Raw genomic sequence first — 16,491 nt, forward strand, 5'->3', positions numbered from 1 at the left:
TGAACCTCCCGTCACAGTCGCGAGACTATATCGATGACGGGTGAAAACGGATAGGATGTCACGTTACGTCGGCGTGGCACGAATGCAGAGGGGCACGTCAAATGGCCGGGGATTCTGGACAGAAGTTCATCCGCCGCAACAGGCCACCTCGGGTCCATATCACCTATGAGGACCCGTATAACGCGGAGCAGAAGGTCGAGCTGCCCTTCGTCATGGGCGTGATGGCCGATCTGTCGGGCAATGCCTCGGCGGTCGAGAAGCCCGAGATCTCGCAGCGCAAGTTCCTCGATTTCGACATGGACAATTTCGATCAGCGCATGGCCGCGATCGAGCCGGCCGTGTCCTTCAACGTGCCCAACAAGCTCGGCGAGGACAGCAACGAGAAGCTCTCGGTGGCGCTGAAGTTCACGAAGTTCGAGGATTTCAACCCGGCCGCCATCGCCCGCCAGATCCCGGCGACGGCGAAGCTCCTGGAGGCGCGCGAGCAGCTCGCCAACCTGCTGCGCTACATGGACGGCAAGATGGCCGCGAGCGACCAGATCAAGGCGCTGCTGGCCGATCCCCAGTTGATGGCGGCGCTGAAGGACAAGCTCGGCAAGGGCGAGACCTCCGAGGACAAGACGGCGAACTGAGGGCAGGGCGCGGGCCTGGCCCCGGGGCGCTCCGCGCGAAAGCCGGAAACCGGCTTTCGCGGAAGGAAGGCTCCGGATGATCCGAAGCGATCCCGTCCACGGGGGCGGGGCAGGGCCTGCAGGCGGTAAAGCGAGCGAGGCGGCAATGGCAGCGGAAGCACAAACCCAACAGCCCGGCGGGGCAGCAGTCGAGACGCGCGAGATCGACGATTTCTCGTCGATCCTGAAGCAGAGTTTCAAGCCCAAGACCGAACGCGCGGCGACCGAGGTCGAGAACGCGGTCGCGACCCTGGTCAACCAGGCGCTTGCGGACCAGAGTCTGATCAAGGGCGACGTCATCGACACGATCGAGGAGATGATCGCCCGGCTCGACGCCAAGCTGACCGAGCAGATGAACGAGGTGCTGCACGCGCCCGAATACCAGAAGATCGAAAGCGCCTGGCGCGGTCTCAACTATCTCGTCTTCAATTCGGAGACGGATGCGCAGTTGAAGATCAAGGTGATGAACGTCTCCAAGGGCGAGCTCTACCGCAATCTCAAGACCTATCCCGGTGCGCGCTGGGACCAGAGCCCGCTGTTCAAGCAGGTCTACGAACAGGAATTCGGCCAGCTCGGCGGCCAGCCCTTCGGCTGCCTGATCGGCGACTATCATTTCAGCCATGTGCCGACCGACGTGCAGCTCCTGCGCGACCTGTCGAAGGTGGCGGCGGCGGCGCATGCGCCCTTCTTCGCCGGAGCCGATCCGACGCTGATGGGCATGGATACCTGGACGGAGCTGTCGAATCCGCGCGATCTCGGCAAGGTCTTCGACACGCCGGACTATGCGGCCTGGAAGGGGCTGCGCGACGCCGCCGACTCCCGCTATGTCGGCCTGTGCCTGCCGCGGGTGCTGTCGCGGGTGCCCTACGGCGCCAAGTCCGAACCGGTCGAGGAATTCGCCTTCGAGGAGGATACCGACGGGCACCGGGGCGAGAAATACGCCTGGATGAACGCGGCCTACGCGATGGCGGTCAATATCAACCGCGCCTTTAAGGAATATGGCTGGTGCACGCGCATCCGCGGCGTCCAGTCGGGCGGCGAGGTTCTGAACCTGCCGACCCATACCTTCCCGACGGACGATGGCGGCGTCGACCTGAAATGCCCGACCGAGATCGCGATCAGCGACCGGCGCGAGGCAGAACTGGCGAAATCCGGCCTGATTCCGCTGATCCATCGTAAGAACACCGACAAGGCGGCCTTCATCGGCGCCCAGTCGCTCTACAAGCCCAAGGCCTTCTCGGGGCCGGACGGCGTGGCAGCCACCGCATCCGACAACCTGTCGTCGCGGCTGCCCTACATGTTCGCGGTCTCGCGCTTCGCGCATTACCTGAAGTGCATGGTTCGCGACAAGATCGGCTCCTACAAGGAAAAGGAGCCGCTGCGCCGCTGGCTGCAGGAGTGGATCACCGACTATGTCGACGGCGATCCGGTCAATTCCAGCGAAGAGACGAAGGCACGGCGCCCGCTCTCCGATGCGCGCATCGACGTCTTCGAGGACGAGGAGAACCCTGGCTACTACTCGGCCAAGTTCTATCTGCGGCCGCACTTCCAGCTCGAAGGCATGGATATCGGCCTGAGCCTGGTCTCGCGACTGCCAGCTCCCAAGCAGTGACCGTCACCTGACCCGCAGGTGACGGCGACAACGAGGATCTTCGGCGCGCCGGCCGCTTGAGGGCGGCGCGACAGGAGAAGTGCGTCCACAGCGGGCCCGCATCCGCGCGCCCACAGCAATCCCTACCCTGGAGGTAAAAATGGCTAGCGACTTCCTGCTCGAGATCGACGGCATCAAGGGCGAAAGCAAGGATTCCAAGCACAAGGATACGATCGAGGTCGATTCCTTTTCCTGGGGCGTCAGCAATGCGGGCTCGCATGCGTCCAACGCCGGCGGCGGCGCGGGCAAGGCGAGCTTCCAGGACATCCACTTCACGTCCTCGGTCGGCAAGGCCTCGGCCAACCTGGCCCTGTCCTGCGCCAACGGCAAGCACATCAAGAAGGCCGTTCTCTACGTCCGCAAGCAGGGCGAGAACCAGCAGGACTACTATGTGCTGACGCTGGAGGACCTGCTGGTGTCGAGCTACCAGTCCGGCGACGCGGCCGGCGGTTCGAGCATCCCGACCGACCAGTTCTCGCTCAACTATGCCAAGATCAAGTACGAGTACAAGGCCCAGAAGCAGGACGGCACGCTCGAGGCGCCGATCACGATGACCTGGGACATCAAGGCCAACAAGAAGTGAGCTGAAACACGCCGGCTCCGGTATTGCCGGAGCCGGCGCCCTGCCTGCCTGGCGTCCGATAGACCATGATCGATCCCGTCTCCAAGAAGCGGCTGCGGCCGCCCCTGATGTTCGCATTCCGAGAGGCGCATCTGGAGAAGGATGCGAGGACCGCGCTCGACCTGAGGGACGAGGGCGGCGAACGCGTGATCGCGCCGCGCCGTGCCGCGCCGCGGGCCGCCATCACCGAACAGAAGCTGCGCCGCGAGATCGCGCTCGACCTCGATGCCCTCGTCAACACCATCAATCTCGGCTCCTGCATCGATCTTTCGTCGCTGGAGCATGTGCGCCGCTCGGTGCTCAACCACGGCTTCCCGGACCTGACCCGATTGTCGATCGACGAGCATCGCGTCGACGCCATCCGCGACGACCTTGCCGATGTTCTGGTCGGCTACGAGCCGCGCCTGATCCGCAAGTCGGTCGCGGTCGAGCGCGACGACAGCCTCGATCCGGCCGAGCTGAAGATCCGCTTCCTCGTTCGCGCCGATCTGAATTGCGAGCCGCTGAATATTCCGGTCCAATTCGTCGCCGATCTAGAGCTCGACACCGGCAAGATCGCCATCAAGGGCCGATGACGATGAACCAGGAGTTTCTCGACCTCTACAACCAGGAACTCCGGCTCTTCATGGAGCACAGCAAGGAGTTCGCGGAGGAATATCCGGGCATCGCCGAGCGCCTCGGCGGGCTTGCCGGCGAGCGCATGGACCCGATGGTCGGCGGCCTGCTGGAGGGCGCGGCCTTTCTCGCCGCACGGGTCCAGCTCAAGCTCAGGCACGAGTTTCCGGAGTTCACCAACAACCTGATCGAGCAGTTGCTGCCGAACTATCTGGCGCCGACCCCTTCGGCCCTGCTGGCGGGCGTGATGCCGATCTATTCCGATCCGGCGTTGCGCGAGGGCATGCGCATTCCGCGCGGCTCCTATATCGACGCGACCTATCTCGAGCGCGAGCGCCGCGTCGCCTGCCGCTATCGCCTCGGCGGCGACGTCACCCTCTGGCCGTTCGAGATCTCCGCGGCCGAGTACATTCCGGCGCCGGGCCCGCTCCAGGCTCTGGGCCTGCGCACGGGGCCGCGGGCGCTGGCAGGCCTGCGCCTGTCCCTGACCCATCGGATGATGGCCGATCGCGAGCAGGAACCGTCCGCCGCTCAGGCGCTGAAGAACCCGGCAAGCTGGTTCGCCGGCTGCCGCACCCGCGAACTGCCCTTCCATCTGCTGGGCGGCGAGGCCGACGCGGTCGCGCTCTACGAACAGCTCTTCGCCAACTGCATCGGCATCCATTTCCGTCATCTCGACGAATTCGGCGACCCCGTGGTGACGCCGGGCGACGGTTGCAGCATCGAACAGATCGGTTTCGACGGGGACGAGGCGCTGCTGCCGGCCGATACCCGCGTCTTCCGCGGCTTCGAACTGCTGCGCGAACTGTTCTGGTTCCCGCGCAAGTTCCTCGGCTTCCGGCTGGATGGGCTCGGCCGTGTCATGCCGAAGCTCAAAGCCAAGTCGATCGACATCATCTTCGTCTTCGACGAGGTGAATACGCGGCTGCCCGGCGCCGTGCGCAAGGAGATGTTCGCGCTCTATGCGGCACCGGCGATCAACCTGTTCGAGAAGACGACCGACCGCATCCCGGTGAAGACGAACCAGCACGAGTTCCATGTCGTGCCGGACCGGAGTCGCGCGCTCGACTACGAGCCGCACAGCATCCTGTCCGTTCACGCGCATTATGTCGGCGGGCGCGAGAAGCAGCCGGTCCACCCGCTCTATTCCTCGCCGGAGGGGGCCTCGCCGACGCAGGGGCTGCACTATACCCAGCGCCGCCTGCCGCGCCGCCGCTCCTCGGCCGAGCGCAGGCAGGGCAAGGCCTCGGACTATACGGGGACGGAGATGTTCATTTCGCTGGTCGAGCCGGCCGGCGTCTCCGATGCGGCCTCGGTCGCGGAACTGAGCGTGCGGGCGCTCTGCTCCAACCGGCACCTCACCGAGCATCTGCCGACGGGGCAGGGCGGCGCCGACTTCCGGTTGATCGACAACGTCTCGCTCGACATCGCCTGCCTGGCCGGGCCGACGCCGCCGCGCGAGCCGGTCGTCTCCCAGCTCAAGCTGCGCGCGGAGACCGCGAGCACCGGCGTCGTGACCTGGCGGCTGGTCAACCTGATCAGCCTCAACCATCTCGGCCTCGTCCAGCGCGGCGCCGGCGAGAACGGCGAGGCCTTGCGCGAACTGCTCTCGCTCTTCGCCGATCTCGCCGACAGCGCCACCGAGCGGCGCATCCGCGGGATCAAGAGCGTCGACAGCCGCGCCGTCGTGCGCCGCTTTCCGCAGCGGGCTGGGACGGGCGCGGCACGCGGGCTCGAAATCACCGTCCTGCTCGACGAGAAGGCGTTCGAGGGCTCCGGCGTCTTCCTGCTTGGCGCCGTGCTCGACCGTTTCTTCGCGGAATACGCTGCGATGAACCATTTCACCCAGACGGTGATCCGCACCGTCGAGCGCGGCGAAGTCATGCGCTTTCCGCCGCGCGCCGGTGCGAGGCGCATCCTGTGAACGAGGACGCCGCCATCCCGCTGGAGAAGGCGCCGAACTATCAGGCGCAACTCGAGGACGAGCCCTGGCGCTTCGACTTCTATGCGGTGATGCGCCGGCTGGAGCGCAGCTTCCCGGACCGCCCGCGGGTCGGCGACGTCGCTTCGCGGCGCGACGAATATGTCGCGCTGGGCGAGCAGCCCTATCTCGACTTCCCCGCATCAAGCCTCGCCGAGGCCGATCGCGACGGGCAGGGGCGCCTGCGGCTCTTCGTCAAGTTCCTCGGCCTGCTCGGCCCGCAGGGACCGTTGCCCCTGGCGACGACCGAGGAGAGCTACCAGTGGACGATTGCGCGCGACGACGCCTTCCCGCGCTTCCTCGACATCTTCAACCATCGCTTCCTGCAGCTTTTCTATCGCGCCTGGGCGGATTCGCGACCGGTCGCCCAGCATGATAGGCCCGATCTCGATCGTTTCGCCGCCTATATCGGCAGCATGATCGGGGTGGGCTCGAAGCCCTATCTCAAGCGCGACTCGGTGCCCGACGCCGAGAAGCTCGCCCATGCCGGGCTGATCGGCGCGCAGGCGAAATCGGCCTCGCGCCTGCAGCGTTTCCTCGCAGGGCTGTTCAAGGCCGAGATCGAGATCGAGCAGTTTGCCGGCATGTGGTTGGCCTTCGATGCGGGCGATCGGACGCGGCTGGGCGGTGCGCATTGCACGCTGGGAGGCGACGCGCTGCTCGGCGGCAGCGTCTACAGCGTCGAGGACAAGTTCCGCGTGAAGATCGTCGCCCGGGATCTGGAACAGTTCGAGCGCTTCCTGCCAAGCGGAGATCGCTGCGAGCCCCTGGCGGATGCGGTGTTCTTCCATCTCGGCGAGCAGTTCGAATGGGATGTCGAGCTCGCCTTGCCGGTCGGTGCGGTCAAGCCGGTCCGGCTCGGCCAGTCCGGCCACCTCGGCTGGACGAGCTGGATGGCGCCGAACTGGAACGTCGAGGAAGGCGCGCTGCGCCGCGACGCCCGCTTCCATCCCGCCGAAAGCCTGCGCCTGAAACGAAGCCGCGCTGCGGCCATCTGACATCGAAGGGGACGACCATGGCCGATATCAGCCTCGAAGCCGTCACGGGCAAGCTCAACCGGGTCGGCTACGACACCTTCCTGCAGGCGCTCAGGCAGGCGAAAGGCGCGGGGAACCGCAATGTCGAATTGGCGCACTGGCTGCTGCAGGTCCTGCAGGGCACGTCGAACGACCTGACCCTGACCGCCGATCATTACAAGCTCGACCGCGCCAAGATGCTGATGGAGCTCGGCGGCGTGGTCGAGGGCTTCCGCCGCAACGAGACGGAGATGCCAGGCATCGCCAACCACATCGTCGATATCCTCGACCGTGGCTGGCATTACGCGACGCTGTTCTTCGGGGAGACGCAGATCAGGACCGGCCATCTCCTGGTCGCGGCACTGAAATCCACCGAACTGCGCCGCGTGCTGACGGGGCTCTCCAAGGAATTCTCCAAGATCCCGGTCGAGGAACTGGCCGCAGGCCACGGCAAGATCTGGGAAAGCTCGGAAGAGGAAAACCTGCGGCCGATGGACGGCTCGGGCCTGCGCGCGGCGGGCACGCCCGGCGCCGAACAGGCCGAGGGGGCGAAGGGCACGACCGCGCTCGACCGCTTCTCGCAGGATCTGACCGTCAAGGCCCGCTCCGGGACGATGGATCCGATCCTCGGCCGCGACGACGAGATCCGGCAGGTCATCGACGTGCTGATGCGCCGGCGCCAGAACAACCCGATTCTCACCGGCGAGGCCGGCGTCGGCAAGACCGCGATCGCCGAGGGTTTCGCCCAGCGCGTCGCGGCGGGGGACGTGCCGCCGCCGCTGCGTGGCGTGCGTGTCTGCGCGCTCGATATCGGCCTGATGCAGGCCGGTGCCTCGATGAAGGGCGAGTTCGAGCAGCGCCTGCGCTCGGTGATCGACGAGGTGCAGTCCTCGCCGACGCCGGTGATCCTGTTCATCGACGAGGCGCATACGCTGATCGGCGCCGGCGGGCAGGCCGGCACGGGCGATGCCGCCAACCTGTTGAAGCCTGCTCTGGCGCGCGGCACGCTGCGCACCATCGCCGCGACGACATGGTCGGAGTATCGCCAGTATTTCGAGAAGGACCCGGCGCTGACCCGGCGCTTCCAGCCGGTGCAGGTCGACGAGCCCGATGTGGCGCGCTGCTGCACGATGCTGCGCGGGCTGATCGGTCCGATGGAGAAGCACCACAAGGTCCGCATCTCGGATGCGGCGATCGTCGCGGCCGTCTCGCTGTCGCATCGCTATATCCCGGCGCGCCAGCTTCCCGACAAGGCGGTGAGCCTGCTCGACACGGCCTGCGCCCGTGTCGCCATCAGCCAGAGCGCGACCCCGGCCGCGATCGAGGATGCGCGCGTCGCCATCTCGTCGCTGGAACAGGAGAAGGCGGCGCTGACGGCGGATGCCGATCTCGGCACCGACGCCACCAAGCGGCTCGGCGAGATCGAGGCCGAGATCGCAGAGCGGCAGGAGAAGCTCTCGGGCCTCGAAGGCGCCTGGGCGGGCGAACTCGCCATCGTCGAGGAGATCAAGGCGCTGCGCAACAAGCTTGGCGAGAAGGCGCCGGGCGGGGAGGCGAAGGCCGGCGAGCCGGAAGCGAACGAGAATGTCGCGCCTGCGGCCGCCGAAACAGAGGCTTCCGCTCCGGAGACTGCGGCCGATCCCGAAGAATCCCGCGCCGCGCTCAACGCCAAATTCGCGGCGCTCAGCGAGATCGACCCGGCCAACCGGATGATCTACGCCCATGTCGACGAGCAATCCGTTGCCTCGGTCGTCTCGGACTGGACCGGCATCCCCGTCGGCCGAATGGTCAAGGACGAGATCGAGACCGTGCTCAACCTCGCCGAGACGCTGAACAAGCGCGTCGTCGGGCAGGGCCATGGCATCGGCATGATCGCCAAGCGCATCGAGACCAATCGCGCCCGGCTCGACAATCCCAACAAGCCGATCGGCGTGTTCATGCTCTGCGGCCCGTCCGGCGTCGGCAAGACCGAGACGGCATTGGCGCTGGCGGAATCGCTCTATGGCGGCGAGCAGAACGTCATCACCATCAACATGAGCGAGTTCCAGGAGGCGCATACCGTCTCGACGCTGAAGGGCGCGCCTCCCGGCTATGTCGGCTATGGCGAGGGCGGGCGCCTGACCGAGGCAGTCCGGCGCAAGCCCTATTCGGTGGTGCTGCTCGACGAGGTCGAGAAGGCGCATCCCGACGTGCACGAGCTGTTCTTCCAGGTCTTCGACAAGGGCCAGATGGAGGACGGCACCGGCCGGCGCATCGATTTCAAGAACACGCTGATCATCCTGACCTCGAATGTCGGCACCGACGAGATCATGAGCATGTCCATGAGCGGCGCGGCCAAGCCCGATCCGGAGGCGATGGCGGTGAGCCTGCGGCCGGCGCTGCTCAAGGTCTTCCCGCCGGCCCTGATCGGCCGGCTCGTGACCATCCCGTATTATCCGCTGTCGTCGGATATGCTGGCGGGAATCGTGCGGCTCCAGCTCGGGCGCATCGGCAAGCGTCTGGCCGAGAACCACAAGGCGGCCTTCGCCTATGACGATGCGGTGGTCGAGCATATCGTCGGCCAGTGCAACGACCCGGATTCGGGCGGGCGCATGATCGACAACATCATTACCAACTCGATGTTGCCGGCGCTCTCGCGCGCGATCCTCAACCTGCAACTGGAGAAGAAGCCGCTGACCGAGGCCAAGGTCTCGGTCGAGGATGGCCAGTTCGCCTATCAGGTGGCGTGAGCCGCACTTTCGCAACGTCCCGGCGAGGAGATCGCCTATGGTCCCGGATCCGAGCAACCCGACCGATATCGCGAATGCCTCGCCCTCGCCCGCGGACTGGGTCGATCGCTACTGGAATGTCCCGGTGGGCGACATCACGGTATCGATCAACAAATACATGATCGGCATCCACAATGCCGATGCGGGGGCGACCAAGCGCAGCCTCGTCATGCAGGAGGCGGTAAGGCGCAAGCTGTCCGTGAACAAGAAGGCGTTCAATCGCGCCAGCATGGGCAAGGTCAGCCCCGACGATTGCGAACATATCCTCGGCCTCGCGCTGGATACCGGCAAGGCGACGGAGAGCACGATCCAGGCCTGGGCGGACCAGAGCCTCGGAGTCGACTGCACCGGCTTCGTCGTCGCCTATTACAGCGAGCTGAGCCGGATCAGCCTCGACAAGTATTCGGGCGGCGCGAGCTGCCCCTTCTTGGTCGGCGCGGCCAAGAAGGGCAAGCCACCCGGCCTGCCCAGCGCCCTGATCTGGGATTTCGACGAGATCAGGACCGGCGACATGGTCGTCTGGATGACCGACAAGATGCTCGAGACCCGCAAGCCCGGCCATATCGCGCTGGTATCCTACACCAACGTCATTCCGGACGCGCTGCTGATCGCCCATTCGAACGGCGCCAATGACGGCTCCGGCCATTTCGGCCCGAAGCACGGTCGACTCGGCTGGGATGGCGTCAAGTCCGGCGGCAGCGGCAAATACATCCAGGTCGACGGCACCGGCAAGGTCATCGTAGTGCGGCCGCCGGCCTGGATTGCCTGAGCGGACCTAGACAGGCGCTGCCGCCTGCATGAACTCGTCCAGCGTCTCGCTCTCGGCCTTCGACAATCGCAGGCCGAGCTTGCCGCGGCGCCAGAGCACGTCCTGCGCCCGGCGCGCCCACTCCGCCTTCATCAGGTAGCGCACCTCGCGCTCGTAGAGGTCCGCGCCGAAATGCCGGCCGAGATCGGCGAGGCTCTTCGCATCGCCGAGGATGTCGCGGGCGCGGGTGCCATAGGCGCGGGCGAGCCGCGTCGCCGTGCGATGTTCCAGCCAGGGATAAGTGCTGGCGATCCCGCTCACGAGCGCGTCGAAGCCGCCGACCGGGAAATCGCCGCCGGGCAGGGCGCCGGAAACCGTCCACTCGGCGCGGGCGGCCCAGGGCGCGAGCGGCGCGAGCTTGGCGATCGCGGCCTCCGCAAGGCGGCGATAGGTCGTGATCTTGCCGCCGAAGACGGAGAGCAGCGGCGCCTCGCCCTGGGGCGCATCGAGCGTCAGCACATAATCGCGCGTCGCTTCCTGCGCCTTCGAGGCGCCGTCGTCATAGAGCGGGCGCACGCCCGAATAGGTCCAGACCACCGCTTCCGGCATGACGGGCTGGCGGAAATACTCGCTCGCGGCGGCGCAGAGATAGGCGATCTCGTCCGGCGTCGCGACGACCTCGGCTGGGTCGCCGTGATAATCGCGGTCGGTCGTGCCGATCAGCGTGAAATCCTGCTCGTAGGGGATGGCGAAGATGATGCGCCCGTCGGCGTTCTGGAAGATGTAGCAGCGGTCGTGCTCGTAGAGCCGGGGCACGACGATATGGCTGCCCTGGACCATGCGGACGCCGGCCCTGGCATTGGTGTGGATGACGCCGTTCAGGACATCGCCGACCCAGGGGCCGGCAGCGTTGACCAGCGTGCGCGCCCAGACCGTCCGGCGGCCTTCGGGGCCGTTGGTCTCGAGCTGCCAGAGGCCGTTCTCGCGTCGGGCGGCGGTGACGCGGGTGCGGGTGTGGATCGCGGCGCCGCGCACGGCGGCGTCCATCGCGTTCAGCACGACGAGCCGGGCATCCTCGACCCAGCAATCGGAATATTCGAAGGCCTTGGCCCGGTCGTCCTTGAGCGGCTTGCCGACTGGATCATGGGCGAGGTCGAGCGTGCGCGTCGCCGGCAGGAGCTTGCGGCCGCCGATATGGTCGTAGAGGAACAGGCCGAGCCTGAGCAGCCAGGCCGGGCGCAGGCCCTTGTGATGCGGCAGCACGAAGCGCAGCGGGCGGATGATATGCGGCGCGATGGCCCAGAGGCGCTCGCGCTCCATCAGGGCCTCGCGCACCAGCCGGAACTTGTAGTGCTCGAGATAGCGCAGGCCGCCATGGATCAGCTTGGTCGAGCGCGACGAGGTGGCGCTGGCGAGATCGTCCTTCTCGAACAGCACGACGGAGGCGCCGCGCCCGGCCGCGTCGCGGGCGATACCGCAGCCATTGATGCCGCCGCCGATGACGGCGAGATCGTAGGGCGTGGCGGGGGCGGTGCCGAAGCCGGCTAAGGTCGAGGTCGTTTCGGAAGCCATGCGCGTCTTCTGGAAGGCTGGAAAAAGCTGGGCGAAGGCGCCATCCAATCCCGGCCGGGACGACGCGGCAAGCCCGCTCCTGTGGTCAATTCAAGGGTGATGTCAATTCGTGCGGCTTGACGAGGCATTGCCAGCTCGACACTGGAAGATCGCCGGCCCTCATCCTGAGGAGCCGCGAAGCGGCGTCTCGAAGGATGTTTCAGGAGGCTCCGGGGACCTCTGGAGCATCCTTCGAGACGCAAGCTCTGCTTGCTCCTCAGGATGAGGGCTGAAGATTGGCCCACGCTTGCGGGCGAACAGGATGGCGCAGGACAGGATGCAGCGGCCGGAGGACCAGCCAGGACGTGCCGCCCGCGCCGAGGCTGCCTTCCGCATGGTGCTGGAATGCGCCGGTGCGACGATCCTGGCGGCGCTGTTCCTGGTGGTCATGGCGGCCGTGCTGCAGCGCTATCTGTTCGGCGGCGGCTTCGTCTGGTCGGACGAGCTGGCGATCTGGCTGCATCTGGCGCTGATCGCGGTCGGCGCGCCGCTCGCCGTCACCGGCACGTTGGCGATGCGGCTCGATGTGCTTGTCCGCTTGCTGCCGGCGATTCCGCGCCAGCTCGCCGCCGTGCTGGCGGATGGCATCGCCTTCCATGGCGCTTTGGTGCTGGCGGCCGGCGGGGCGAATGTCGCCGCGCTCGTCGGCGGACATTCGACCGTGCTCGGCCTGCCGGAAGCCCTGCGCTTCGCCGTCTTCGCCTGCGGCGGCGGGCTGACCGTTGGGATGCTGTTCCTGCGAGGCGGGATCGAGCGCGGCTGGGCCGGCGCATTCGCGACGCTTGCGCTGGGCGGCTGCTTCTATGGGCTGGCACAGCTCTCCTTCGATCTCTTCCCGACGCCGAGCCTCGTCGCTGCGCTCGTCGCGGGGGCGGGGCTGCTGCTCGGCGCGCCATTGCCTTTCGCCTTGCTTGCCGGTGTCTCACTGACGGGGCCGTTCGGCGGGCTGATGCCGGAGCCGGCGATCGTGCAGACCCTGGTCGGCGGCGTCGGCAAGTTCCTGCTGCTGGCGATCCCCTTCTTCCTGCTCGCAGGCGAATTGCTGACGGCGGGCGGGCTCGCCGAACGCCTGATCCGCTTCGCAGCGACGCTGGTCGGGCATTGGCGGGCGGGGCTGGCGCAGACGGCGCTGGTCGCGAGCGTGCTTTTCTCCGGAGCGTCGGGCTCCTCGGTGGCGAATGCCGCCTTCGGCGCCAAGGTGATGGCGCCCACATTGGTGGCGCGCGGCTATCCGCCGGCCAATGCGGCGGCGATCGTCGCGGGCGTCTCGATGCTCGACAACATCATCCCACCCTCGATCGCATTCCTGATCCTGGCGAGCGCGACCAATCTCTCGGTCGGCTCGCTGCTGGTCGGCGGCTTCGTCGCCGGCGGCGTTCTGGCGCTGGCCTTGGCGATCGGCATTCATCTCAGCGCGCGCGGCGTCGTCGATGCGGCGCCGAAGGCGAGCATGGCCGAGCGGGGCAGGGCGCTGACCGGCGCCATTCCGGCGATCGGGCTCGGCATCGTCGTGGTCGTCGGCATCCGCTTCGGCGTGGTGACGGTGACGGAGGCCTCTGCGCTCGCCGTCGCCTATGCCGTCATCGCATGCCTCGCGCTGCGCAGCCTGAACGCGCGTGGGGTGTTCTCCGCCCTGCGCAAATCGGCAGCGGAGGCCGCGGCGATCGGCCTGCTGATCGGCGCCTCGGCGCCCTTCGCCTTCCTGCTCGCGGTCGATCGTATCTCCGAGCAGATGGCCGGGCTCGTCACAGCCTTCGGCGCCGGGCCCTATGCGGTGATGCTGCTCGCGAACCTCGTGCTGCTGGTGGCCGGGCTTTTCCTCGATATCGGCGCGGCCATCCTGCTGCTCGCGCCGCTGCTGTTGCCGGTGGCCGTGGCGGCGGGGCTCGATCCGATCCAGTTCGGCGTGGTCCTCGTCGTCAACCTGATGATCCACGGGCTGACGCCGCCGCTCGGCATCCTCGTCTATGTCGTCAGCGGCATCATGCGGGTGCCGGCTGGAGCGGTTTTCCGGGCGGTGCTGCCGCTGCTCTGCGTCCTGCTGGCGGCGCTCATGGTGCTGTCGCTGGGCATGGCTGCGTGGCCCGCGCTTGCGCCCGCACTCAAGGCGCTGTTCTGATGCGCGTTCCTTCGCCCGGCGCCCGCGCCGTTCCATCGCCTATGCCGTGAGCCGGCCCGGACTTCGATATGATCTTCACCGATATCGCGACGCGGACCTATAACCACGGTTGGCGGCTCGACCCGATCATCCGCAGCCTGCTCGACACGGATTTCTACAAGCTGCTGATGCTGCAGATGATCCGGGCCTTCCATCCGGACGTGCAGGTCACCTTCTCGCTCATCAACCGCTCCCGGCATATCCGCCTCGCCGATATCGTCGACGAGGGCGAGCTCAGGGCGCAGCTCGACCATGCCCGCTCATTGCGCTTCACCAAGAACGAACTGATCTGGCTCGCCGGCAACAGCTTCTACGGCAAGACCCAGATGTTCTCGCCGGAGTTCATGGCCTGGCTCGCCGATTTCCAGTTGCCCGATTACGACCTGCGCAAGGTCGACGGCCAGTACGAACTGCATTTCGAGGGACCCTGGACCCATAGCACGATGTGGGAGGTGCCGGCGCTGGCGATCGTCAACGAGCTGCGTGCACGGCGGGTCATGCTCGGCCAGAAGCGCTTCTCGCTCGACGTGCTCTATGCCCGCGCCAAGGCCAAGATGTGGGACAAGGTCGAGCGGCTGCAGAAGCTGCCGAACCTCAAGCTCTCGGATTTCGGCACGCGCCGGCGCCACGGCCATCTCTGGCAGCGCTGGTGCGTCGAGGCGCTGAAGGAGGGTCTGGGCTCGGCCTTCACCGGCACGTCGAACGTGCTCCTGGCGATGGATGCCGATCTGGAGGCGATCGGCACCAATGCCCATGAACTGCCGATGGTGCTGGCGGCGCTCGCCGATTCGGACGAGGATCTGCTGCGCGCGCCCTATCGCGTGCTCGACGAATGGCGCCAGGTCTACGGCGGCAACCTGTTGATCGCGCTGCCCGACGCCTTCGGGACGCAGAGCTTCCTGCGCCATGCGCCGGACTGGGTCGCCGACTGGACCGGTTTCCGCCCCGACAGCGCGCCGCCGATTCCGGCCGGCGAGACGATCATGGCGTGGTGGCGCGAGCACGGGCGCGATCCGCGCGACAAGATGCTGGTCTTCTCCGATGGGCTCGATGTCGACGCGATCGAGCGCGTCTATCATCATTTCGACGGCAAGGTCCGCATGGCCTTCGGCTGGGGCACCGACCTGACCAACGATCTCGTCGGCTGCTCGCCCGACGGCTCGCGCGCGCTCGATCCGATCTCGCTGGTCTGCAAGGTCACCAGGGCGAATGGCCGCCCGGCGGTGAAGCTCTCCGACAATCCCGAAAAGGTCTCGGGCGATCCGGAAGCGGTGAAGCGCTATCGGCGGGTGTTCGGGGTCTGATTCCGGGCTCCTGCGCGGGTGCCTTGCATCCCGCTTCAAAAACCCCTAATGCGACCGCGTTTCTGGGCCCGAAGGGCCGCCTTCGAGGACAAGGGTGTCATGGCCAAAGAGAAATTCGCTCGCAACAAGCCGCACTGCAACATTGGGACGATTGGTCACGTCGACCATGGCAAGACGTCGTTGACGGCTGCGATCACGAAGGTGCTGGCCGAGTCCGGCGGCGCGTCGTTCACGGCGTATGACCAGATCGACAAGGCGCCGGAAGAGAAGGCGCGCGGCATCACGATCTCGACCGCCCATGTCGAGTACGAGACCCCGGCCCGTCACTACGCGCATGTCGACTGCCCCGGCCACGCCGACTACGTGAAGAACATGATCACGGGCGCGGCGCAGATGGACGGCGCGATCCTGGTTGTGTCGGCGGCCGACGGCCCGATGCCGCAGACCCGCGAGCACATCCTGCTGGCGCGCCAGGTCGGCGTTCCCGCGCTGGTGGTGTTCATGAACAAGGTCGACCTTGTCGACGACGCCGAGCTGCTCGAGCTCGTCGAGATGGAGATCCGCGAGCTTCTCTCGAAGTACGACTTCCCCGGCGACGACATCCCGATCACCAAGGGCTCGGCGAAGGCCGCTCTCGACAACGTCACGCCGGAGATCGGCCATGACGCGGTGATCGCGCTGATGAAGACGGTGGACGACTACATCCCGCAGCCGGAGCGCCCGATCGACCAGCCGTTCCTGATGCCGGTCGAGGACGTGTTCTCGATCTCGGGCCGCGGCACGGTTGTGACCGGCCGCGTCGAGCGCGGCATCGTGAAGGTCGGCGAGGAAATCGAGATCGTCGGGCTGAAGGACACGGTGAAGACGACGGTGACGGGCGTCGAGATGTTCCGCAAGCTGCTGGACCAGGGCCAGGCCGGCGACAACATCGGCGCGCTGCTGCGCGGCACGAAGCGCGAGGACGTCGAGCGCGGCCAGGTGCTGTGCAAGCCGGGCTCGGTGAAGCCGCACACGAAGTTCAAGGCCGAGGCCTACATCCTGACGAAGGAAGAGGGTGGCCGTCACACGCCGTTCTTCACCAACTACCGCCCGCAGTTCTACTTCCGCACGACGGACGTGACCGGCGTGGTCTCGCTGCCGGAAGGCACGGAGATGGTGATGCCGGGCGACAACATCTCGATGGAGGTGACGCTGATCGCCCCGATCGCGATGGAAGAGAAGCTGCGCTTCGCCATCCGCGAAGGCGGCCGCACGGTTGGAGCAGGTGTTGTTGCTTCGATCATCGCCTGATCGACGGCACGCATAGCGATTTGGGAAAGGGCGGTGGCGACACCGCCCTTTTTCTT

12 protein-coding genes are annotated in these 16,491 nt (G+C 66.7%); 11 read left to right on the forward strand and 1 reads right to left on the reverse strand.

Annotated features, from left to right (window positions below; translation table 11 throughout):
* The first annotated feature begins 101 nt into the window (after positions 1-101).
* The 8 genes from tssB to OCUBac02_RS11645 all read left to right on the forward strand — a co-directional run bounded on the left by tssB (position 102) and on the right by OCUBac02_RS11645 (position 10,093).
* Positions 102-632: a type VI secretion system contractile sheath small subunit gene (gene tssB, locus OCUBac02_RS11610; protein WP_047574332.1), complete on the forward strand. Its 531-nt coding sequence runs from the start codon at positions 102-104 to the stop codon at positions 630-632.
* Positions 633-777: 145 nt separating this feature from the next.
* A complete protein-coding gene (tssC, locus tag OCUBac02_RS11615; RefSeq protein WP_047574340.1) occupies positions 778-2,283 on the forward strand; it encodes a type VI secretion system contractile sheath large subunit in 1,506 nt (501 codons plus the stop codon).
* A gap of 139 nt (positions 2,284-2,422) precedes the next feature.
* The gene (locus OCUBac02_RS11620) at positions 2,423-2,905 is read left to right on the forward strand and encodes an Hcp family type VI secretion system effector (protein ID WP_047574342.1); all 483 of its coding nucleotides are present in this window, start codon (positions 2,423-2,425) and stop codon (positions 2,903-2,905) included.
* Positions 2,906-2,970: 65 nt separating this feature from the next.
* Complete coding sequence (locus OCUBac02_RS11625; protein ID WP_244639169.1) at positions 2,971-3,519, forward strand: type VI secretion system baseplate subunit TssE; 549 nt, start codon at positions 2,971-2,973, stop codon at positions 3,517-3,519.
* Between the two features lie 2 nt (positions 3,520-3,521).
* Complete coding sequence (gene tssF / locus OCUBac02_RS11630) at positions 3,522-5,483, forward strand: type VI secretion system baseplate subunit TssF (RefSeq protein ID WP_173045778.1); 1,962 nt, start codon at positions 3,522-3,524, stop codon at positions 5,481-5,483.
* An 89-nt stretch (positions 5,484-5,572) separates the two neighbouring features.
* Positions 5,573-6,538, forward strand: coding sequence for a type VI secretion system baseplate subunit TssG (tssG, locus tag OCUBac02_RS11635; protein WP_173049514.1), 966 nt, complete (start codon positions 5,573-5,575; stop codon positions 6,536-6,538).
* Between the two features lie 17 nt (positions 6,539-6,555).
* Positions 6,556-9,285 (forward strand): type VI secretion system ATPase TssH, encoded by a 2,730-nt coding sequence (gene tssH, locus OCUBac02_RS11640; protein ID WP_173045780.1) that lies wholly within the window; start codon positions 6,556-6,558, stop codon positions 9,283-9,285.
* 37 nt (positions 9,286-9,322) lie between these two features.
* Positions 9,323-10,093 carry a hypothetical protein gene (locus OCUBac02_RS11645; RefSeq protein ID WP_173045782.1) on the forward strand — a complete coding sequence of 257 codons (771 nt, stop codon included), beginning with the start codon at positions 9,323-9,325 and terminating at the stop codon, positions 10,091-10,093.
* Between the two features lie 6 nt (positions 10,094-10,099).
* Here OCUBac02_RS11645 and glpD read toward each other — a convergent pair whose 3' ends face one another.
* Positions 10,100-11,644, reverse strand: a complete 1,545-nt coding sequence (gene glpD / locus OCUBac02_RS11650; RefSeq protein WP_173045784.1) for a glycerol-3-phosphate dehydrogenase — start codon at positions 11,642-11,644, stop codon at positions 10,100-10,102.
* Between the two features lie 301 nt (positions 11,645-11,945).
* Here glpD and OCUBac02_RS11655 point away from each other — a divergent pair, with 301 nt between their 5' ends.
* From OCUBac02_RS11655 to tuf, 3 genes are all read left to right on the forward strand, one after another.
* The gene (locus tag OCUBac02_RS11655) at positions 11,946-13,802 is read left to right on the forward strand and encodes a TRAP transporter large permease (RefSeq protein WP_173045786.1); all 1,857 of its coding nucleotides are present in this window, start codon (positions 11,946-11,948) and stop codon (positions 13,800-13,802) included.
* A gap of 68 nt (positions 13,803-13,870) precedes the next feature.
* Complete coding sequence (gene pncB, locus OCUBac02_RS11660; protein ID WP_047582666.1) at positions 13,871-15,145, forward strand: nicotinate phosphoribosyltransferase; 1,275 nt, start codon at positions 13,871-13,873, stop codon at positions 15,143-15,145.
* Positions 15,146-15,244: 99 nt separating this feature from the next.
* A complete protein-coding gene (gene tuf, locus OCUBac02_RS11665; RefSeq protein WP_173045788.1) occupies positions 15,245-16,435 on the forward strand; it encodes an elongation factor Tu in 1,191 nt (396 codons plus the stop codon).
* The last annotated feature ends 56 nt before the right edge of the window (positions 16,436-16,491 follow it).

The sequence above is a fragment of the Bosea sp. ANAM02 genome (assembly GCF_011764485.1).
GTDB lineage: Bacteria > Pseudomonadota > Alphaproteobacteria > Rhizobiales > Beijerinckiaceae > Allobosea.